Here is a 21,027-nt window from a genome sequence, read left to right on the forward strand (position 1 = left end):
TGACGTTTTTTTAAGATTTTGACCTGTATGTCATGGTCCTGAACGTCTACTATTAGCGCATCTGAATTCACCCCTCGTTTATGGATAACCGATGCGTTTCAAGTTAGCCCTTCTTGCGTTTATTCCGCTTCTGGCTTCCTGCAGCAGCAAACCTGAAGTTCCTTCACAGCAGAAGATGCTGCCTGCACCGCAGGGCGGTTTTTTACTGCAGCCGGCGCACAGCGGACAGGCGATGTCTGGTGACTTCGCCGGTAATCCGGCAGCCGAACAGTTCATCGATAAGATGGTGGAGAAGCATGACTTTGATCGTCAGCAGCTGCACAACATCATCGGGCAGGCAAAACGACTGGATTACGTGCTGCGGCTGATGGATCGTCAGGCGCCGAGCTACACGCCTGCGCCGGGTCCTAACGGCGCCTGGATCCGCTATCGCAACAAGTTCATCACCCCGGACAACGTGCAGAACGGCGTGGCATTCTGGAATCAGTATCAGGATGCGCTGCAACGCGCGCAGCAGGTCTATGGGGTACCGCCGGAAATTATTGTCGGCATCATCGGCGTGGAAACCCGCTGGGGTCGTGTGATGGGCAAAACCCGCATTCTGGATGCGCTGGCGACCTTATCGTTTAACTATCCGCGCCGCGCCGCCTACTTCAGCAGCGAGCTGGAGACCTTTCTGCTGATGTCGCGTAAAGAGCAGGATGATCCGCTGGCGCTGAAAGGCTCGTTTGCCGGGGCAATGGGCTACGGTCAGTTTATGCCCTCTTCCTACAATGACTATGCGGTTGATTTCAACGGCGACGGTCATGCCAACCTGTGGGATCCGGTGGACGCCATTGGCAGTGTGGCGCACTACTTCCAGAAGCATGGCTGGCGCAGCGGCGAAAATGTGGCGGTTCCGGCCAGCGGCCAGGCGCCGATGCTGGAAGATGGCTTTAAAACCCGCTACAGCGTGAGCATGCTGGCGGCTTCCGGCCTGTCACCGCAGGGTTCGCTGGATGGAAACGATCAGGTCAGCCTGCTGCGCCTCGATCTGGGCACCAGCTATCAGTACTGGTACGGCTTACCCAATTTCTACGTGATCACCCGCTACAACCACAGCACCCATTATGCGATGGCGGTGTGGCAGCTGGGCGAGGCGGTGAGCAAGGCACGGCAGGGCGGTCTGTTATAAAGGCTGTCCTTATTAACTGTAAGGTTATATGATGACGCCCTTTTTCAGGCCACCGCGCCGCTGATACTTCCGGAGTCGTTATGTCTTTACCTGCCTGCCCAGCCTGTCACGCCGATTACACCTGGCAAGATGGCGATAACCTTAACTGCCCCTCCTGCGGTCATATCTGGACCGAGGGAGAAGGCGATAACAGCAACGCCACACCGGAAGTGCGTGATGCCAACGGCAATCTGCTGGCAGATGGCGACAGCGTAACGGTGATTAAAGATCTCAAGGTGAAGGGCAGCTCCTCATCGCTGAAGATTGGCACCAAAGTGAAAAGTATTCGTCTGGTCGAAGGCGATCACAACATCGATTGTAAAATCGACGGTTTTGGCCCGATGAAACTGAAGTCTGAGTTTGTGAAAAAGAACTGAGATCGGGGGGGCAGGGACGCGCCCGCTGTGTTCAGTACGGTTTTAGTTCCAGTCATCCCGCCTGCCGTGCAGCCCCTCTCTCTTTCCCGCGCCGTAACGCCACGATAATCGGTAAAGGTCTGCACTTTTTCGCTTTTCATCCGTCTGACTAAGCAGATGTCTCTGATAACCTGGTGAGAGGTCATGATGAAAGAGTGGGATCCCGTGCTGTATCGTAAATTTGAAGCGGAACGAACCCGTCCGGCCCGGGAGCTGCTGGCGCGCATCACGATGGAGCAGGTCGAGCGGGTTACCGATCTGGGATGCGGGCCGGGTAACAGCACTGAACTGCTTACTGACGCCTGGCCGCTGGCACAGATCACCGGGCTCGACAGTTCAGCGACGATGCTGACGCAGGCCAGAGAGCGCCTGCCGCAGTGTCGCTTTGTTCAGGCCGATATCCGTAGCTGGCAGGCGGATGCCCCGCAGCAGGTGGTTTATGCCAACGCTTCACTGCAATGGCTGGATAATCACTCCACGCTATTCCCTCATCTGGTTGCTCAGCTGGCGCCCGGCGGTGTGCTGGCCGTGCAGATGCCGGATAATCTGCAGGAGCCTTCGCATCGGCTGATGCGCGAGGTGGCGGCATCAGCGCGCTGGCGGCCACTGATCAACGCAGAGGCTGCTGAGCGCACGCAGCTGCTCTCCGCGGGTGACTATTACGATCTGCTGACGCAGGCGGGTTGTGAGGTCGATATCTGGCGCACCACCTATTATCACGTCATGGCCGATGCGCAGGCGATTATCAGCTGGCTGCGGGCCACCGGCCTCAGACCATTTCTGGCGAGCCTGGATGAGGCCGGACAGCGCGCCTTTCTGGCCGATTATCATCAGCGTCTTGTCACCGCCTATCCTGCTCAGGCGGATGGCCAGGTTCTGCTCGCCTTTCCGCGTCTTTTTATGATTGCGGTGAAAAAACGGTAAGCGCGGTGGAAAGTCTGCCGCAAAAATAGCGCAATCGTGGCGGATGACCTTGAAAAAGTGCGCTTTCTGCACCACCTTCAACCCACAGCTAAACGGAGAGATGCAATGGACGATCAGCAATTGCAGGCGCTCAGCGCCCGGATAGGGGAGCAACTGAAGCAGCGCAATGCCACTGTCACCTGTGCGGAATCCTGTACAGGCGGATGGATTGCCAAGGTGTTTACCGATATCAGCGGCAGTTCCGCCTGGTTCGAACGCGGGTTTGTGACCTACAGTAATGAGGCGAAACAGCAGCTGGTAAACGTTCAGGCGGCGTCGCTGGAACAGGCTGGCGCAGTCAGTGAAGTGGTGGTGCGCGAGATGGCGCTGGGGGCCCGCGAGGCTGCCCGTGCCGACTACGCAATTTCGGTCAGCGGCATTGCCGGCCCGGATGGCGGCAGTGCAGAAAAACCGGTAGGTACGGTGTGGTTTGGCTTTGCCGGGCCGCAGGATAACGTGTTGACTTTTCTGCAGCATTTCAGCGGCGATCGTGATGCCGTCCGCCGCCAGTCGGTGGCGTGGGCCCTGCAGACACTGTATGGCGAATTTCTGACAAATTAAACTTGATACTGTATGACTATACAGTATAATTGTCGGCAACAGAAAGAGTGCAGGCACCAACTGAGTGCGTGTTTACCCGGCTTGATTAGGAGTTGAAATGGCGATTGATGAAAACAAACAGAAGGCTTTAGCTGCCGCGCTGGGCCAGATTGAGAAACAATTTGGTAAAGGTTCCATCATGCGCTTGGGTGAAGACCGCTCAATGGATGTGGAAACCATCTCGACCGGTTCGCTGTCGCTGGATATCGCGTTAGGGGCTGGCGGTCTGCCAATGGGCCGTATCGTTGAGATCTACGGACCGGAGTCTTCCGGTAAAACCACGCTGACCCTGCAGGTCATTGCGGCGGCACAGCGTAAGGGTAAAACCTGCGCCTTTATCGATGCGGAACATGCGCTGGATCCGGTCTACGCCAAGAAGCTGGGCGTGGATATCGAAAACCTGCTCTGCTCACAGCCCGATACCGGTGAACAGGCGCTGGAAATCTGTGATGCTCTGGCGCGTTCCGGTGCCGTTGACGTCATCATCGTCGACTCCGTTGCTGCGCTGACGCCGAAAGCGGAAATCGAAGGTGAAATCGGTGACTCACACATGGGCCTCGCGGCACGTATGATGAGCCAGGCGATGCGTAAACTGGCGGGTAACCTGAAGCAGTCAAACACCCTGCTGATCTTCATCAACCAGATCCGAATGAAAATTGGTGTGATGTTCGGTAACCCGGAAACTACTACCGGTGGTAACGCACTGAAATTTTACGCCTCTGTCCGTCTCGATATCCGCCGTATCGGTGCGATTAAAGAGGGCGATAACGTGGTCGGCAGTGAAACCCGCGTGAAAGTGGTGAAAAACAAAATCGCTGCGCCATTTAAACAGGCTGAGTTCCAGATCATGTATGGCGAAGGGATCAACACCTATGGCGAGCTGGTTGACCTGGGCGTCAAGCACAAGCTGATCGAAAAAGCGGGTGCGTGGTACAGCTACAACGGCGACAAGATTGGTCAGGGTAAATCGAATGCGAGCAACTTCCTGAAAGAGAATGCTGCTGTGGCAAACGAGATTGATATGAAGCTGCGTGAGATGCTGCTCAACGGCGCGGATGAAAAAGTGGCAGCGGATAAATCTGCTGACATCGAAAACGCCGAAAGCGAAGCGAACGAAGACTTCTAATCACAACAGCGGGAGAGGCGAAAGCCTCTCCCGCTGTTTTTGCCTCCTCAGTGTCCTTTTCCGCCTTTCCTCTGTCCTGTTCTGTCGCCATAATCTCCTCTCTGTTTGTACAAGGAGCGCAGTATGACTGAATCTTCACAGCCTCAGGCTCAACCTGACGTCGTCTCTTACTCCCGCCTGCTTGACCGCGCGATGCGCATTCTGGGTCAGCGCGATCACAGCCGTGCCGAACTGGCGCGTAAGCTGCAACAGTCTGCTCAGCGTGCCGCATGGGCACAAAAGAAAGAGCCCGAAATTATCCCCGACGATCTGCTGGAGCAGGTGCTGGACTGGTGTCAGGAGAGTGGCTGGCTGAACGACGAACGTTTTACCGAACGTTTTATTCAGAGCCGAAGCCGCAAAGGTCTGGGATCACAGCGCGTGCGCCTTGAGCTGGCCCAGAAAGGTATTGATCGCGAGGCGATTGACCTCGCGATGGAGGAGACAGAGGTTGACTGGGCGGCGAGAGCGGCACAGATGGCGGAGAGAAAATTTGGCCATCCGCTACCCACTGAGTGGAAAGAGAAAGCGAAAGTGCTGCGCTATCTGCAATCGAAGGGCTTTAAGAGCGAGGATATCCAGTCTGTTTTCAGAAATTTTGATGACTAAAAGCCGATGTAATTTTACTTCCCACTGAAGAAATTTTATCTTATTCCCACTTTTTGTTCCTCTGGTCAGGCACCACGAAAAGTGGCTGCGCCGATCGGAGGGAACGTTCGTTAGCGTGATTCCAGGACATATATGAGCAAGAGCACTGCTGAGATCCGTCAGGCGTTTCTCGACTTTTTTCATAGCAAGGGACATGAGGTTGTAACCAGCAGCTCCCTCGTACCGAATAACGATCCAACGTTGTTGTTTACTAACGCCGGGATGAACCAGTTTAAAGATGTGTTCCTCGGTCAGGACAAACGTGACTATACCCGTGCGACCACGTCGCAACGCTGCGTTCGCGCAGGGGGTAAACACAACGATCTTGAAAACGTCGGTTACACCGCCCGCCACCACACCTTCTTCGAAATGCTGGGTAACTTCAGCTTTGGTGATTACTTCAAGAGAGAGGCGATTGGTTTTGCCTGGGAACTGCTGACGAGCGAACAGTGGTTCAGCCTGCCAAAAGAGCGCCTGTGGGTGACGGTTTATGAAACCGATGATGAAGCCTTTGATATCTGGGCGAACGAAATTGGTGTGCCGCGTGAGCGCATCATTCGCATTGGCGACAACAAAGGCAGCGCCTACGCGTCAGATAACTTCTGGCAGATGGGCGACACCGGCCCTTGTGGCCCGTGCAGCGAGATTTTCTACGATCATGGCGATCACATCTGGGGTGGCCCGCCAGGCAGCCCGGAAGAGGATGGCGATCGCTACATCGAAATCTGGAACATCGTCTTTATGCAGTTCAACCGTCAGGCGGATGGCACCATGCTGCCGCTGCCAAAACCGTCGGTTGATACCGGAATGGGCCTTGAGCGTATCTCCGCCGTTCTGCAACACGTCAACTCAAACTATGAAATCGACCTGTTCCAGAAACTGATTCAGGCTGTCGCGAAGGTGACCGGCGCGACCGATCTCAGCAATAAATCACTGCGCGTGATTGCTGACCATATCCGCTCCTGCGCATTCCTGATTGCGGATGGCGTAATCCCGTCGAACGAGAACCGTGGCTACGTGCTGCGTCGTATCATTCGTCGTGCGGTGCGTCATGGCAACATGCTGGGCGCCAAAGAGGCATTCTTCTACAAGCTGGTTGCGCCGCTGATCGAGGTTATGGGGGCCGCGGGTGAAGAGCTGCAGCGTCAGCAGGCTCAGGTTGAGCAGGTGCTGAAAAGCGAAGAGGATCAGTTTGCCCGTACGCTGGAACGCGGACTGGCGCTGCTGGATGACGAGCTGGAAAAACTGCAGGGCGACACGCTGGATGGCGAAATCGTCTTCCGTCTCTACGACACCTTTGGCTTCCCGGCTGATTTGACGGCGGATGTCTGCCGCGAACGTAACCTGAAAATCGACGAAGCGGGCTTTGAGCAGGCGATGGAGCAGCAGCGCCAGCGCGCGCGTGAAGCGAGTGGCTTCGGCGCAGACTACAGCAATGTAATCCGCATTGACGCGGCCTCTTCCTTTGAAGGTTACGAGCAGCTTGATTTAGCGGCCACGGTGAAAGCGCTCTATGTTGCTGGCGAGGCGGTGGATGAAGTGACCGCCGGTCAGGATGCCGTCGTTGTGCTGGATGAAACCCCCTTCTATGGTGAGTCGGGTGGTCAGGTTGGCGATACCGGGTTGCTGAAAGGGAAGAATGCTGAATTTAGCGTTCAGGACACACAAAAATATGGTCAGGCCATCGGTCATGTCGGTAAGCTGGCCGCAGGGCAGTTGCGTATCGGTGATCGCCTTGAGGCGCAGGTCGATGCGGCACGTCGTGCGCGTATCCGCCTGAACCACTCTGCGACCCACTTATTACACGCCGCATTGCGTCAGGTTCTGGGCGAACATGTGGCTCAGAAAGGCTCACTGGTTAACGACAAATATCTGCGTTTTGACTTCTCGCACTTCGAAGCGATGAAACCTCAGGAGATTCGCCAGGTCGAAGATATTGTCAATGCACAGATCCGCCGCAACCTGCCGGTAGAAACGGAAGTGATGGATCTCGACGCGGCGAAGTCTAAAGGTGCGATGGCTTTATTTGGCGAGAAATATGACCAGCGCGTACGTGTTCTGACTATGGGTGATTTCTCTGTTGAGCTGTGCGGGGGAACCCATGCTGCACGGACCGGTGATATTGGTCTGTTCCGCATTCAGGCTGAATCAGGCACAGCGGCCGGTATTCGTCGTATTGAAGCGATTACCGGTGAAGCTGCGCTGGCCCAGGTCAATGCGCAGAGCAGCCAGCTGCACGATCTGGCGCAGCTGGTCAAAGCGAACAGCAGCAATCTGAACGAGAAGGTGCGTGGTCTGGTCGATCATGTCCGTGCGCTGGAGAAAGAGTTGCAGCAACTGCGCGATCAACAGGCCGCGCAGGAGAGTGCTTCACTGAGCAGCCAGGCTGTTGATGTGAAGGGCGCGAAACTGCTGGTCAGTGAGCTCAGCAATGTCGAACCTAAAATGTTGCGTACCATGGTGGACGATCTCAAGAATCAACTGGGGTCTGCGATTATCGTGCTGGCAACCGTGGCAGACGGCAAAGTGTCGCTGATTGCGGGCGTGACCAAAGATCTGACTGACCGCGTTAAAGCGGGCGAACTGATTGCCGGTCTGGCCCAGCAGGTGGGCGGGAAGGGCGGTGGTCGTCCTGACATGGCGCAAGCGGGTGGTAATGATGCTGAGGCGCTTAAAGGCGCTCTGGCAGGGGTAGAGAGCTGGGTCAACAGCCGCCTGTAATGAAATAGAATAAAGCATTGTATGAAGCGTCAGAACCCCGGTTCCGGCGCTTTTTAATACAGTGCCAGAGCAGCAAATGACAAAGTCAGGTTGATGTAGTGTATTTCGGCTAAACTAACTATCAGCAGAATGTATTGGCGCATCGATGCGCATAGGTGTCATTCTCACAGCCAATGTGCAGCGTTAAATGATGGATAATGCCGGGTGCCTGTACAAGCCCGACTCTTTTAATCTTTCAAGGAGCAAAGAATGCTTATTCTAACTCGTCGAGTTGGTGAAACCCTCATGATCGGTGATGAGGTAACTGTAACGGTACTGGGTGTGAAGGGTAACCAGGTTCGTATAGGGGTTAACGCGCCGAAAGAGGTTTCTGTGCATCGCGAAGAGATCTATCAGCGCATCCAGGCTGAAAAAACGCAACAAACCAGCGTTTAACGGATTCAGCGCCTCGCACATGTGCGAGGCGCTACCGCTTTCTGCAAAATTCCTGCCTTTCCTTCTCCTCTTCACGTCGCATTTTTGCCAACACGACCTGCTTTCAGTGTTGATAATTCACTCTTTTTGCCGTCATTTTGTCCCGATTGTGTGTGATTTGTGCAATCGAAAAAAGTTTTGGAAAAATTGTTTGACTTAAAAGTCCGGGAAAGTAATATGTGCGCCACGCAGTGCCGATGAGCAGAAACAAGTTCAGAAGCACGGTTCGAAAGAAAGCGTAAGGTGAGGTGGCCGAGAGGCTGAAGGCGCTCCCCTGCTAAGGGAGTATACGGTCAAAAGCTGTATCGAGGGTTCGAATCCCTCCCTCACCGCCATTTTCGATGCATCCATAGCTCAGCTGGATAGAGTACTCGGCTACGAACCGAGCGGTCGGAGGTTCGAATCCTCCTGGATGCACCATATTTTCGGGTATGGCGAAGTGCCTCAGTGTGACATAACGCATTCGCGTTAAGACCGCACTAAGGAGGATAATGTTGCATCAGCAACGGCGCCACAGGGCGAAGCGTAAGCTGAGTCATCCTCCTGGATGCACCATCGAAAAGAAAGAAACAAAGCGAACTAGCAATTCCTTCATGGTGAGTAGTCAGCACCCTGCGTTGTACAAGAATTTGATTTATGCATCCATAGCTCAGCTGGATAGAGTACTCGGCTACGAACCGAGCGGTCGGAGGTTCGAATCCTCCTGGATGCACCATTCTTCGTATCATCCTCAGGTTGGTTTCTGTCAGTCCATAAAAAGTTACACCCTCAATGCATCCATAGCTCAGCTGGATAGAGTACTCGGCTACGAACCGAGCGGTCGGAGGTTCGAATCCTCCTGGATGCACCATTCTTCGTATCATCCTCAGATTACTTTCTGTCAGTCCATAAAAAGCTACACCCCTCAATGCATCCATAGCTCAGCTGGATAGAGTACTCGGCTACGAACCGAGCGGTCGGAGGTTCGAATCCTCCTGGATGCACCATATTCTCCCTTATGATCAGCCCCTCAGTGTGTCATAACGCAATCCGCGTTCAGATCGCGCTAAGGAGGATAACGTTGCGTCAGCAACGGCCCGCAGGGCGAAGCGTAAGCGGAGTCATCCTCCTGGATGCACCATATTCTCCCTTATGATCAGCCCCTCAGTGTGTCATAACGCAATCCGCGTTCAGATCGCACTCAGAAGGATAACGTTGCGTCAGCAACGGCCCGCAGGGCGAAGCGCAGGCTAAGTCATTCTGCTTTCAGTCATACCCGGTGCACCATGCCGTCTCAGCGCCTGAGCTACAGACCGGCTTTCCAGCCGCAATATCATGCGCAGCCAGCGTCGCAGAGATAACCTGAAATCTCTCTCACTCAGCTTCCCACTGGCTTTGCCGGCAGGGCTTTTCTCCCCGATGGCTGCCATTGATCCATCACCCGGACTTAAGCGGATAATGACGCCTGCCTGCTGCGATAACCTATCTGGTTTTGCTCTTCCTGCCCGTCTTATGGCGTGCGGCGCTGAAAAGATTGTCAAAAAATCGCTGCAAATTCGTACTGTTATGGCTGGGCGCAGACGATCACCTTTATCTGAAAAGAAAAATTGTTAATGCTTTCAAAGCATTTGCTGTTCATCCACCCTGGCGACAACCTGTCCACATTAGGCTAAAGTAATGTCTCGTTTGGTGAACGTCCGGAGTGACAATGTACGATCAATATGACGCCCTGATTTTCGATATGGACGGCACCATTCTGGATACCGAGCCAACCCATCGAAAAGCGTGGCGTCAGGTACTGGCGCGTTATGGATTGACGCTGGATGAAGCCCGTATCATCGAATTCAATGGCGCGCCCGCCTGGCGGCTTGCGCAGTTCATCATTGAGTCCAATCAGTCGTCACTCGACCCCCGTCTTCTCGCCGCAGAAAAAACAGCGGCAGTGAAAGCGATGCTGCTGGACAACGTGACACCGCTGCCTCTGCTGGAGGTGGCAAAAGCGTATCACGGGCGTCGTCCGATGGCGGTAGGGACCGGAAGCGAACATAGCATGGCAGAGGCGTTACTGACGCAGCTGGGTGTGCGTGCGCTGTTTTCGGCCGTGGTCGGTGCTGACGACGTAAAACATCACAAACCCGAGCCGGAAACCTTTTTACGCTGCGCCGAATTACTGGGCGTGGCACCGGCACGCTGTGTGGTGTTTGAGGATGCCGATTTTGGTATCCAGGCAGCAAAAGCAGCAGGCATGGCCGTGGTGGATGTCCGTTTACTGTGAGTGACATCTTCACCCTGGCCTCGATGTTCGGCAGTAGCTTTTTAAGTGCAACGCTCCTGCCAGGAAGTTCAGAAGCACTACTGATCGCATTTCTGATAGCAAAAAAGACATCAGTTTACGGGTTGCTTTTGGCCGCATCACTGGGAAACACCCTGGGCGGCTTAACCAACATTATTATTGGTCGCTTACTGCCGTTAAAACGTCAGGGGCGATGGCATGACACAGCAATGACGTGGTTGCACCGACTGGGACCCGCAGCACTGTTATTCAGCTGGCTGCCGGTGATAGGTGATCTGCTCTGCGTGCTCGCAGGCTGGTTACGTTTCGCCTGGCTGCCCGCGATGCTGTTTCTCGCTGTCGGCAAGACACTGCGTTATATCGTTATCGCGACTGCCACATTACAGGGGCTGGAATGGTGGCATTGATTCGCACAGATTCGAGGCTACGGTTAACATTATGCTGAACAAAAATAAATTATTATCACAGCGGGGGGGTAATGTGATCCCGGACGTATCTAAAGCGCTCTCCTGGCTGGAGGCGCATCCCAATGCCCTTAAAGGTATTGGCCGTGGCATCGAGCGTGAAACGCTGCGTGTGCAGGCAAATGGCGAACTGGCAAAAAGCGGCCACCCGGACTCTCTGGGGTCGGCGCTGAAACATGACTGGATCACCACCGATTTCGCCGAAACGTTGCTGGAATTTATCACGCCCGTCGACCACAGCATTGATCATATGCTGGCATTTCTGCGTGATATCCATCGTCACGTTGCGCGCGAACTGGGCGATGAGCGCATGTGGCCGTTCAGTATGCCCTGTGTGATCGACGATGCCGATAATATCGAGCTGGCGCAGTATGGCACCTCCAATATCGGGCAGATGAAAACGCTCTACCGCGAAGGGCTGAAAAACCGCTACGGCGCGCTGATGCAGACCATCTCCGGCATTCACTATAACTTCTCGCTGCCGCTCTCGTTCTGGCAGGAGTGGGCTGACGTGAAAGATCAGGAAAGCGGAAAAGAGACGATCTCCGCGGGCTATCTGCGCCTGATCCGTAACTATTATCGCTTCGGCTGGGTGATCCCCTATCTGTTTGGCGCATCACCGGCCATCAGCTCCAGCTTCCTGCAGGGCCGTGAGAGCGCGCTGCCGTTTGAAACCAATGACAAAGACACGATGTGGCTGCCCTACGCCACCTCGCTGCGTCTGAGCGATCTGGGCTATACCAATAAGTCGCAAAGCGCGCTCGGTATCACCTTTAACTCACTGGAAGGCTATGTCACGGCGCTGAAGAAAGCGATCAGGACGCCCTCCGAAGAGTATGCGGCGATGGGAACAAAAGATGCAGACGGCAACTGGCTGCAGCTGAATACCAACGTGCTGCAGATTGAAAACGAACTCTATGCGCCGATCCGGCCGAAGCGCGTGACGCGCTCGGGTGAAGCGCCGTCTGATGCGCTACTGCGTGGCGGGATTGAGTATATCGAAGTGCGTTCGCTGGATATCAACCCGTTCTCTGCCATTGGAGTCGATGAGAATCAGGTTCGCTTCCTCGACCTGTTCCTGATCTGGTGTACGCTGGCCGACGCGCCGGAAATGAGCGCGGATGAGCTGCAGTGTACCCGTAAAAACTGGAACCGGGTCGTGCTGGAAGGGCGTAAACCGGGGCAGAAAATTGCGGTGGGCTGTGGCGAAGCGGAACATTCGCTGGTCGAAGTGGGTAAAACCCTGTTTGCCGATCTGCGCCGCGTTGCTGAAGTCTTAGACAGTCACAATCAGGACAGCACGGAATATCAGCAGGTCTGCGATCAACTGGTAGCATCGTTTGACGATCCTGAGCTAACCTACTCGGCGCGTATCCTTCAGGCGATGAAGGACAACGGTGTTACCGGCACCGGCGTAGCACTGGCAGAACAGTATGCGCATCTGCTCTGTGAAGAGCCGCTGGAAGTCCTGACGGAAGACGATTTCACGCGTCAGGCGCAGGAATCAGTCGCGGCACAGCAGCAGCTGGAAGCGAGCGATAAGCTGGATTTTGAAGCGTATCTGGCGAGCCGGGAAGGGTAGAAAAGAAAAAGGCCACATCAATGTGGCCAAATTAACATCTCTGTTGTCAGGGATGATGATGATAACAAATGCGCGTCTTTCATATATTCAGACGTTGGGCGAACAGAAAAGTTTCATCGTTTTAAAAAAAATTCTCAGAACAGGAGGTGACGTATGCCACTACTGGACAGTTTTACCGTTGATCACACTATCATGGGCGCACCGGCCGTTCGCGTTGCCAAAACCATGAAGACTCCGCATGGCGATACGATTACCGTTTTTGACCTGCGTTTTTGCCGCCCGAACATTGATATCCTCACCGAGCGTGGCATCCATACGCTGGAGCATCTGTTTGCCGGCTTCATGCGTGATCACCTGAACGGTGACGGTGTGGAGATTGTTGATATCTCGCCAATGGGCTGCCGCACCGGCTTCTACATGAGCCTGATTGGTACACCGGACGAGCAGCGCGTCGCAAAAGCGTGGAAAGGGGCGATGGAAGACGTTCTGAAAGTAAAAGATCAGAACCAGATCCCGGAACTGAATGAATACCAGTGTGGCAGCTACAAGCTGCACTCACTGGATGAAGCGCAGCAGATCGCCCGCAATGTGCTGGCGCATGAGATTGGCGTCAACCGCAACGAGGATCTGAAACTGCCAGCCGAAAAGCTGAAAGCTCTGCAGATCTAGTTCGCGATTCCGCAATAAAAAACGCCGCATCATGACGATTGCGGCGTTTTTTTTGGCTTCAGGAACCGACCGATTTCTTCAGCGGTGTCTTCGGCGTGATGCGCACCTGCTTAATCATATTGTCCTGCACGTCGAGAATATCGACGTTGTAGTGGCCGATCTGCACCCGGGTGGCGATAGCCGGGATCTCCTCCAGCGCTTCCAGCAGCATGCCGTTGATGGTGCGCGCCTCCTGCTCCGGCAGATGCCAGTTAAAGGCTTTATTAATTTCGCGCACGTTTGCGCTGCCTTCAATCAGGACCGAGCCATCATTCTGCGGCATCACTTCTTCGGCCAGCGACGGTGACATTGAGGTGGTGAAGTCACCCACGATCTCTTCCAGAATGTCTTCGATGGTCACCAGTCCCTTGATGTCGCCATACTCATCCACCACCAGGCCCGCTTTCTTTTTGTTGCGCTGAAACTTCACCAGCTGGGTGTTGAGCGGCGTGCCTTCCGGGATGTAGTAGGTCTCATCGGCGGCGCGCAGCAGGGTCTCTTTGGTGAACTCTTTTTTCTCGGTCATCATGCGCCAGGCTTCGCGCACGCGCAGCATACCGACGCAGTCATCCAGCGAGTCGCGAAACAGCACAATGCGGCCATGCGGGGAGTGGCTCAGCTGACGCACCACGGATTTCCAGTCATCGTTAATGTTGATGCCCACAATCTCGTTACGCGGCACCATGATGTCATCCACGCTGACCTTCTCCAGGTCGAGCACCGACAGCAGCATATCCTGGTTACGGCGTGACATCAGACTCCGCGACTCATAGACGATAGTGCGCAGCTCCTCCTTGCTCAGCGCCGAGCTGATGGCTCCCTCGGTGCGGATACCCACCATTCTCATCAGCAGACGGGTAATCGAGTTGAGCAGCCAGACCAGCGGCAGCATAATGTATTGCATCGGCACCAGCAGCAGGCTGCTGGGAAAGGCGACCCGTTCAGGGTAGAGGGCGGCCACGGTTTTCGGCAGCACCTCAGCGAAGACCAGCACCACAAAGGTCAGGATACCGGTGGCGATCGCGACCCCTTCATCGCCGTGCAGACGCATGCCAACGATGGTGGCCAGCGCAGAGGCCAGGATGTTAACGAGGTTATTGCCAATCAGCACCAGGCTTAGCAGACGATCAGGACGACGCAGGAGTTTTTCAACCCGGCGTGCGGCACGGCTGCCGTTCTTGACCTGATGGCGCAGCTTATAGCGATTAAGGGTCATCATCCCGGTTTCCGACCCGGCAAACCAGGCAGAAACCAGTACCATGACGCAGAGAATGATAATCAGCGTGGTGGTTGAAACATGTTCCAACGCAGAACTTCCTTTTTAACGAGAGACAGGGACAAGCAGATGCTGGAGGATGCGACTGCCGAAGTAGGCCATGGTTAACAGCGCCGCACCGCTGCAGTTAAACCAGACGACGCGGCGACCACGCCACCCTTCATGATAGTGCCCCCAGAGCAAAACGATATAAACAAACCACGCGATGATTGAGAGAACGGCTTTATCGACGTTTTCAGCGCTGAAGAGATCCTGCATATAGAACAGCCCGGTGCAGAGCACCAGCGTCAGCAGCACGACGCCCACCTGGGTGATGTGAAACATCTTACGTTCGATGGTCAGCAGCGGCGGCATATCCTGCGTAAAAGCCAGGCGCTTGTTTTTCAGCTGGTAGTCGATCCATGCCAGCTGCAGCGCATAGAGCGCGGCGATAATCAGCGTCGCATAGGCGAACAGCGACAGGCCAATGTGGATCATCATGCCCGGCGTGGTTTCCAGATGCGTGATGAACGCATTGGGAACAAAGGTGGCGAAGGCGAGGTTGATCAGCGCGAAGCTGTAGACGATCGGCAGCAGCAGCCAGCCACGGTTGCGTGACGCCACGATGGTCATGATGGCGCAGATCAGCAGGCTGACCAGCGAGCCAATATTGAGCAGGCTTAAGTTCTGTCCGCTATCAATGGCGAAGATGCGTTGCTGCAGGGCAACCGCATGGGTGATCAGCGCCACACAGGCAGAGATCATCGCCATTCGCCGCCAGCCGCCATGACGCTTCAGCAGGCTGGGAATGATCAGGGCAAGGCTTAAGGAGTAGGCGAACAGCGCCACTATCGCGAAAACGAACATAGATCCTTTCAGGTTCAGTCAGATAAGGAAAAAGGCAGTATAGCGCCAGCCGGAGCAGGCTCCAAACGATCTGAGGGGCAATTGCAGAGATCGCCGGGGCTTCGTGTTATAATCCGCCGCATTCTGCCGATCAGGCGCCTCGCGATCTTTTTAAGTGAGAGACCATGTTTGATAATTTAACCGATCGTTTGTCGCAAACCCTGCGAAACATCAGTGGCCGCGGAAGGCTGACTGAAGAAAACATTAAAGACACCCTGCGCGAAGTGCGCATGGCGCTGCTTGAAGCCGACGTTGCGCTGCCGGTGGTGCGTGACTTCATCAACCGTGTGAAAGAGAGCGCGGTCGGCCATGATGTGAACAAAAGCCTGACGCCGGGTCAGGAGTTTATCAAAATCGTTCGTAACGAGCTGGTTGCGGCGATGGGTGCGGAAAACAACGCGCTGGACCTGGCCGCTCAGCCGCCTGCGGTCGTGCTGATGGCGGGCCTTCAGGGTGCCGGTAAAACCACCAGCGTCGGTAAGCTGGGTAAATTCCTGCGCGAAAAGCATAAAAAGAAAGTGCTGGTGGTCTCTGCCGACGTCTATCGCCCGGCGGCGATCAAACAGCTGGAAACCCTGGCTCAGCAGGTCGGCGTGGATTTCTGCCCCTCCGATCTCAGCCAGAAGCCGGTCGACATCGTTAATAATGCGCTGCGCGAAGCGCGTCTGAAGTTCTACGACGTTCTGCTGGTGGATACCGCCGGTCGTCTGCACGTCGACGAAGCGATGATGGAAGAGATCAAGCAGGTGCATGCCGCGGTTAAGCCGGTAGAAACCCTGTTTGTGGTCGATGCCATGACCGGTCAGGATGCGGCAAACACCGCAAAAGCCTTTAACGAAGCGCTGCCGCTGACCGGGGTTATCCTGACCAAAGTCGACGGTGATGCCCGCGGTGGTGCGGCGCTGTCGATTCGTCACATCACCGGCAAGCCGATTAAATTTATGGGTGTCGGTGAAAAGACCGATGCGCTTGAGCCGTTCTATCCGGACCGCATTGCGTCACGCATCCTCGGCATGGGTGACGTTCTCTCTCTGATCGAAGATATCGAAAGCAAGGTTGACCGCGATCAGGCCGAGAAGCTGGCGAAGAAGCTCAAGACCGGTGACGGTTTTGATCTTAATGACTTCCTTGAGCAGCTGAAGCAGATGCGCAACATGGGCGGCATGGCCAGCCTGATGGGGAAACTGCCGGGTATGGGACAGCTGCCTGACAATGTGAAGTCGCAGATGGATGACAAAGTGCTGGTGCGCATGGAGGCGATCATCAACTCGATGACCCGCAAAGAGCGCGAGAAGCCGGAAATCATTAAAGGCTCGCGCAAGCGTCGCATCGCGAACGGCTCGGGCATGCAGGTGCAGGACGTTAACCGCTTATTGAAGCAGTTCGACGACATGCAGCGCATGATGAAGAAAATGAAGAAGGGCGGCATGGCGAAAATGATGCGCGGCATGAAAGGTATGATGCCGCCTGGTTTCCCTGGTCGCTAAGTGTTCCACAAAAAAGCCTGGAAGGACGCGGTTTAGGTTGCTTTTTGCGCCAAAATGAGTAAAATTTTCGGGCTTTTTATATAGCACCCGGACCCCGTTCCTCGATGGGGGCCGGGTGTTTTATTAACTGAAGAGGATGTTATGGTAACAATTCGTTTGGCACGTCACGGCGCTAAAAAGCGTCCGTTCTATCAGGTCGTCGTCACTGACAGCCGCAATGCACGCAACGGTCGTTTCATCGAGCGCGTTGGTTTCTTCAACCCGATCGCATCTGGTCAGGCTGAAGCACTGCGTCTTGATATGGATCGTATCGAGCACTGGGTTGGCCAGGGCGCAACGCTTTCTGATCGCGTTAACGCGCTGGTCAAAGAAGCAAAGAAAGCAGCTTAATCTGTCACGGTGGTGAGCATGAGCAGACAACTTGCCGCACAGCCTCCTGTTAACCCAATCGTATTGGGTAAGATGGGAGCCGCCTACGGTATTCGCGGCTGGCTCAAAGTGTTTTCCTCCACTGAAGACGCTGAAAGCATCTTCGACTACCAACCCTGGTTCATCCAGCGCGCCGGTAAATGGCAGCAGGTCGAACTGGAAAGTTGGAAGCACCACAATCAGGACCTGATCATCAAAGTCAAAGGCATTGACGATCGGGATGCGGCGGCTCAGTTGACCAATTGCGAAATTCAGGTTGACTCGACGCAGTTGCCATCGCTGGAAGAGGGCGATTACTACTGGAAAGACCTTATGGGCTGCCAGGTGGTTAACCTCGAAGGCTACGAGATGGGTAAAGTCATCGATATGATGGAAACCGGCTCGAACGACGTTCTCGTCGTTAAGGCAAACCTGAAAGATGCATTCGGTGTTCAGGAGCGGTTAATTCCGTTTCTTGATGAACAGGTTATCAGGAAAGTCGATCTCTCTACTGGCGTCATTGAGGTAGATTGGGATCCTGGTTTTTGATCTCCGAATCGAACGGTAACGTAACGGCGAATACAATGTGGATTGGTGTTATTAGCCTGTTTCCAGAAATGTTTCGCGCTATTACCGATTACGGGGTAACTGGCCGGGCTGTAAAAAACGGTCTGCTCAGCATTCAGAGCTGGAGTCCGCGTGACTTCACGCACGACCGGCACCGTACCGTGGACGACCGTCCTTACGGTGGCGGACCGGGGATGCTGATGATGGTACAACCCTTACGGGATGCCATCTCCGCAGCGAAAGCAGCGGCAGGTGAAGGTGCCAGGGTGATTTATCTTTCACCTCAGGGTCGCAAACTGGACCAACAGGGCGTTTGCGAACTGGCGGCATGCAACAAGTTAATTCTTGTCTGCGGCCGTTATGAAGGTATTGATGAGCGCGTAATCCAGACCGAAATTGACGAAGAGTGGTCAATCGGTGATTACGTTCTCAGCGGCGGGGAACTGCCGGCAATGGCGATGATTGACTCAGTCGCCCGGTTTATTCCCGGCGTACTTGGCAAACAGGCGTCAGCCGATGAGGATTCGTTCTCGGACGGTTTGCTGGATTGTCCGCACTATACCCGACCTGAAGTGTTAGAGGGCATGGAGGTTCCGGCAGTATTACTGTCAGGCAACCATGCCGATATTCGCCGCTGGCGTCTGAAGCAGTCGCTAGGCCGTACCTGGCTGAGAAGACCTGAACTTCTGGAAAACCTGGCTCTGACTGAAGAGCAAGCAAGGTTGCTGAATGAGTTCAAGCGTGAACATCAGCAGCAACAAAACGATGATGCGGAAGAGTAATCTTCCCCGACTATCAGTTTACCCAGGATATGAGATTTAATTATGAGCAACATTATCAAGCAACTTGAACAAGAGCAGATGAAACAGGACGTACCTTCCTTCCGCCCGGGTGATTCCGTGGAAGTGAAAGTATGGGTCGTTGAAGGTTCTAAAAAACGTCTGCAGGCATTCGAGGGCGTGGTTATCGCTATTCGTAACCGCGGTCTGCACTCTGCATTCACTGTTCGCAAAATTTCTAACGGCGAAGGCGTTGAGCGTGTATTCCAGACTCACTCGCCGGTTATTGACAGCATCGCTGTTAAACGTCGTGGCGCTGTGCGTAAAGCCAAACTGTACTACCTGCGTGAGCGTACTGGTAAGTCTGCTCGTATTAAAGAGCGTCTTAACTAAGGTATCGCTAACGCGACATCTAAAAGTTAATAGCAAACAAGGGGTTGGCGTGATGCCAGCCCCTTTTTTATGTGCAGGTGTCAGCCAGATGGCAGCAGCTATCCGGCCTCCGGACGCTGAAAATGATAAATCGCGGTATTCACCGGCCCATCTTTTAACACGATCAGACCATAGCGACAGCCAATAAACTGGCCTCCACACTTCTCCGCCACACCCCGGCTGGCCAGATTCTCCTCTGCCGCCAGAATCTCGATCACCCGCGTTTCCGGACGTGAAAAACCCAGCGGCAGCAATGTGGCGACTGCGCGGCTGGCGATCCCCTGACGCTGGGCGTCACTGCGCACCCAGTAGCCGATGGCGCTGGTGTCGCCCGGGTGACGGGCAAAGCGTATCCCCGCGCCGCCCAGCAGCTGGTCATGCTGGTCGACAATCGCAAACTCTTCCGCTTCTTCCCGCAGGCGTTGCCAGTGGGTAAAGCGTATCCAGCTTTCCGCCTCATGAGGCTGATAGTCATGATGCGCCCAGGCCATCCAGGGGATCAGGCTGTCGAGTGAGGCGTTAACCGCAGTCGTAAAGGCGGGAACATCTTCTAACAGGAACGGACGCAGATGAAGATCCAGCGGGGAAGGGAGCATGTCATTGACCCGGTTCAGGAATGAATATCTTTATTCTGCCTGCAACCAACAGAAACACCAATGGCCTGCTGTGTAAACTTATGTTTACTATATTACTGGCAGAGGAGTGAATGAATTTTTTTATAATTACATGTTTAATAATGATTAATTAATATTTAATCAGGCTTGAGTATAGCAATGGTAATAAATATGTACACCTTATCTTGCACGCTGTATCTAATGTGATACAGTGTCTGCATTCCTCAACGAGGAGTCCACGACTGCCAATACGAGCCAAAGGATCGCCATCATGCAAAAAGACGCGCTGAACAATGTGCATATCGCCGGTGAACAGGTCTTAATCACGCCTGAAGAGCTGAAAGCGAAATTTCCACTGACCGCTGAACAGCAGGATCAGATTGCGGCTTCGCGCCAGACAATCTCTGACATCATCGCCGGGCGTGATCCGCGTCTGCTGGTGGTATGCGGACCCTGCTCCATTCACGACACGGAAGTGGCACTGGATTATGCGCGTCGTCTGCAGAGTCTCTCCGTACAGCTCAAAGATCAGCTCTATATCGTGATGCGCGTCTACTTCGAAAAACCGCGCACCACCGTCGGCTGGAAAGGACTGATCAACGATCCTTACATGGATAACTCGTTCGATATGGAAGCGGGTCTGCACATTGCGCGCCAGCTGCTGGTCAACCTAGTGGAAATGGGCCTGCCGCTGGCGACCGAAGCGCTGGATCCCAACAGCCCGCAATATCTGGGTGATCTGTTCAGCTGGTCTGCGATTGGCGCCCGTACTACAGAATCACAGACACACCGTGAGATGGCGTCGGGCCTGTCGATGCCGGTAGGCTTTAAGAATGGTACCGATGGCAGTCTGGGCACCGCGATTAACGCGATGCGTGCCGCCGCAATGCCGCACCGCTTTGTCGGCATCAATCAGGCCGGTCAGGTCTGTCTGTTGCAGACCCAGGGCAATCCGGATGGTCACGTCATCCTGCGCGGTGGTAAAGCGCCCAACTACGGTCCGGAAGATGTCGCACAGTGTGAAAAAGAGATGCTCAGGGCGGGACTGCGTCCGGCCTTAATGATAGATTGCAGCCACGGTAATTCGAATAAAGACTACAGCCGTCAGCCTGGCGTAGCGGAATCCGCTATTGCGCAGATTAAAGATGGGAACCGGTCAATCATTGGTCTGATGCTGGAAAGCCACATCAATGAAGGTAACCAGTCTTCTGAGCAGCCACGCAGCGAAATGAAATATGGCGTTTCCGTCACCGATGCCTGCATCAACTGGGAAGTGACTGAAACGCTGCTGCGTGGAATGCATCAGGATCTGCAGGGAGTGCTGTCGGCGCGTCTGTCACAAGAGGTGTAAGA

At 54.5% G+C, this 21,027-nt stretch carries 22 protein-coding genes and 5 tRNA genes; 24 read left to right on the forward strand and 3 right to left on the reverse strand.

What is annotated here, in order from left to right; all coding sequences use genetic code 11:
* The first annotated feature begins 91 nt into the window (after positions 1-91).
* From mltB to luxS, 18 genes are all read left to right on the forward strand, one after another.
* Positions 92-1,174, forward strand: coding sequence for a lytic murein transglycosylase B (mltB, locus tag ACNY69_RS12715; RefSeq protein ID WP_111141439.1), 1,083 nt, complete (start codon positions 92-94; stop codon positions 1,172-1,174).
* 80 nt (positions 1,175-1,254) lie between these two features.
* Complete coding sequence (locus tag ACNY69_RS12720) at positions 1,255-1,590, forward strand: zinc ribbon domain-containing protein YjdM (RefSeq protein ID WP_418798568.1); 336 nt, start codon at positions 1,255-1,257, stop codon at positions 1,588-1,590.
* Positions 1,591-1,776: 186 nt separating this feature from the next.
* On the forward strand, positions 1,777-2,553 hold the full coding sequence (gene tam, locus ACNY69_RS12725; protein WP_293770462.1) for a trans-aconitate 2-methyltransferase: 777 nt from the start codon (positions 1,777-1,779) through the stop codon (positions 2,551-2,553).
* Between the two features lie 105 nt (positions 2,554-2,658).
* Positions 2,659-3,153, forward strand: coding sequence for a nicotinamide-nucleotide amidase (pncC, locus tag ACNY69_RS12730; protein WP_111141437.1), 495 nt, complete (start codon positions 2,659-2,661; stop codon positions 3,151-3,153).
* 97 nt (positions 3,154-3,250) lie between these two features.
* Positions 3,251-4,318 (forward strand): recombinase RecA, encoded by a 1,068-nt coding sequence (gene recA, locus ACNY69_RS12735; protein WP_111141436.1) that lies wholly within the window; start codon positions 3,251-3,253, stop codon positions 4,316-4,318.
* 123 nt (positions 4,319-4,441) lie between these two features.
* Entirely contained in the window at positions 4,442-4,966 is a 525-nt protein-coding gene (locus ACNY69_RS12740) for a regulatory protein RecX (protein ID WP_111141435.1), read from the forward strand.
* A 132-nt stretch (positions 4,967-5,098) separates the two neighbouring features.
* Positions 5,099-7,726, forward strand: a complete 2,628-nt coding sequence (gene alaS, locus ACNY69_RS12745; protein ID WP_111141434.1) for an alanine--tRNA ligase — start codon at positions 5,099-5,101, stop codon at positions 7,724-7,726.
* 249 nt (positions 7,727-7,975) lie between these two features.
* Positions 7,976-8,161 carry a carbon storage regulator CsrA gene (gene csrA / locus ACNY69_RS12750; protein ID WP_008927091.1) on the forward strand — a complete coding sequence of 62 codons (186 nt, stop codon included), beginning with the start codon at positions 7,976-7,978 and terminating at the stop codon, positions 8,159-8,161.
* A 281-nt stretch (positions 8,162-8,442) separates the two neighbouring features.
* Positions 8,443-8,535, forward strand: a tRNA-Ser gene (locus tag ACNY69_RS12755).
* Between the two features lie 8 nt (positions 8,536-8,543).
* Positions 8,544-8,620: transfer RNA gene (locus tag ACNY69_RS12760), tRNA-Arg, on the forward strand.
* Positions 8,621-8,838: 218 nt separating this feature from the next.
* Positions 8,839-8,915, forward strand: a tRNA-Arg gene (locus tag ACNY69_RS12765).
* A gap of 58 nt (positions 8,916-8,973) precedes the next feature.
* Positions 8,974-9,050, forward strand: a tRNA-Arg gene (locus tag ACNY69_RS12770).
* A 59-nt stretch (positions 9,051-9,109) separates the two neighbouring features.
* Positions 9,110-9,186, forward strand: a tRNA-Arg gene (locus tag ACNY69_RS12775).
* Positions 9,187-9,598: 412 nt separating this feature from the next.
* The gene (locus ACNY69_RS12780; RefSeq protein ID WP_418798570.1) at positions 9,599-9,793 is read left to right on the forward strand and encodes a hypothetical protein; all 195 of its coding nucleotides are present in this window, start codon (positions 9,599-9,601) and stop codon (positions 9,791-9,793) included.
* A 94-nt stretch (positions 9,794-9,887) separates the two neighbouring features.
* Positions 9,888-10,454 (forward strand): fructose-1-phosphate/6-phosphogluconate phosphatase, encoded by a 567-nt coding sequence (gene yqaB, locus ACNY69_RS12785; protein WP_111142232.1) that lies wholly within the window; start codon positions 9,888-9,890, stop codon positions 10,452-10,454.
* A 23-nt stretch (positions 10,455-10,477) separates the two neighbouring features.
* Complete coding sequence (locus ACNY69_RS12790) at positions 10,478-10,879, forward strand: YqaA family protein (RefSeq protein WP_199560057.1); 402 nt, start codon at positions 10,478-10,480, stop codon at positions 10,877-10,879.
* 31 nt (positions 10,880-10,910) lie between these two features.
* Positions 10,911-12,518, forward strand: coding sequence for a glutamate--cysteine ligase (gshA, locus tag ACNY69_RS12795; RefSeq protein ID WP_111142230.1), 1,608 nt, complete (start codon positions 10,911-10,913; stop codon positions 12,516-12,518).
* A 153-nt stretch (positions 12,519-12,671) separates the two neighbouring features.
* Positions 12,672-13,187, forward strand: coding sequence for an S-ribosylhomocysteine lyase (gene luxS, locus ACNY69_RS12800; protein WP_293770320.1), 516 nt, complete (start codon positions 12,672-12,674; stop codon positions 13,185-13,187).
* Between the two features lie 58 nt (positions 13,188-13,245).
* Here luxS and ACNY69_RS12805 read toward each other — a convergent pair whose 3' ends face one another.
* On the reverse strand, positions 13,246-14,532 hold the full coding sequence (locus ACNY69_RS12805; protein WP_111141447.1) for an HlyC/CorC family transporter: 1,287 nt from the start codon (positions 14,530-14,532) through the stop codon (positions 13,246-13,248).
* Positions 14,533-14,547: 15 nt separating this feature from the next.
* The gene (locus ACNY69_RS12810; protein ID WP_418798573.1) at positions 14,548-15,348 is read right to left on the reverse strand and encodes a cytochrome C assembly family protein; all 801 of its coding nucleotides are present in this window, start codon (positions 15,346-15,348) and stop codon (positions 14,548-14,550) included.
* A gap of 164 nt (positions 15,349-15,512) precedes the next feature.
* Here ACNY69_RS12810 and ffh point away from each other — a divergent pair, with 164 nt between their 5' ends.
* From ffh to rplS, 5 genes are all read left to right on the forward strand, one after another.
* Positions 15,513-16,874, forward strand: coding sequence for a signal recognition particle protein (gene ffh, locus ACNY69_RS12815; RefSeq protein ID WP_128085949.1), 1,362 nt, complete (start codon positions 15,513-15,515; stop codon positions 16,872-16,874).
* Between the two features lie 141 nt (positions 16,875-17,015).
* Positions 17,016-17,264 carry a 30S ribosomal protein S16 gene (gene rpsP / locus ACNY69_RS12820; RefSeq protein ID WP_111141450.1) on the forward strand — a complete coding sequence of 83 codons (249 nt, stop codon included), beginning with the start codon at positions 17,016-17,018 and terminating at the stop codon, positions 17,262-17,264.
* 18 nt (positions 17,265-17,282) lie between these two features.
* Positions 17,283-17,831 carry a ribosome maturation factor RimM gene (gene rimM / locus ACNY69_RS12825; RefSeq protein WP_111141451.1) on the forward strand — a complete coding sequence of 183 codons (549 nt, stop codon included), beginning with the start codon at positions 17,283-17,285 and terminating at the stop codon, positions 17,829-17,831.
* A gap of 35 nt (positions 17,832-17,866) precedes the next feature.
* Positions 17,867-18,631: a tRNA (guanosine(37)-N1)-methyltransferase TrmD gene (gene trmD / locus ACNY69_RS12830; protein ID WP_111141452.1), complete on the forward strand. Its 765-nt coding sequence runs from the start codon at positions 17,867-17,869 to the stop codon at positions 18,629-18,631.
* A gap of 42 nt (positions 18,632-18,673) precedes the next feature.
* On the forward strand, positions 18,674-19,021 hold the full coding sequence (gene rplS, locus ACNY69_RS12835; RefSeq protein ID WP_111141453.1) for a 50S ribosomal protein L19: 348 nt from the start codon (positions 18,674-18,676) through the stop codon (positions 19,019-19,021).
* Between the two features lie 98 nt (positions 19,022-19,119).
* Here rplS and ACNY69_RS12840 read toward each other — a convergent pair whose 3' ends face one another.
* Positions 19,120-19,656 (reverse strand): GNAT family N-acetyltransferase, encoded by a 537-nt coding sequence (locus tag ACNY69_RS12840; RefSeq protein WP_111141454.1) that lies wholly within the window; start codon positions 19,654-19,656, stop codon positions 19,120-19,122.
* 289 nt (positions 19,657-19,945) lie between these two features.
* Here ACNY69_RS12840 and ACNY69_RS12845 point away from each other — a divergent pair, with 289 nt between their 5' ends.
* The gene (locus ACNY69_RS12845) at positions 19,946-21,025 is read left to right on the forward strand and encodes a 3-deoxy-7-phosphoheptulonate synthase (protein ID WP_367395743.1); all 1,080 of its coding nucleotides are present in this window, start codon (positions 19,946-19,948) and stop codon (positions 21,023-21,025) included.
* Positions 21,026-21,027 lie beyond the last annotated feature (2 nt).

Source organism: Pantoea graminicola (assembly GCF_048452665.1).
Classification (GTDB): domain Bacteria; phylum Pseudomonadota; class Gammaproteobacteria; order Enterobacterales; family Enterobacteriaceae; genus Pantoea.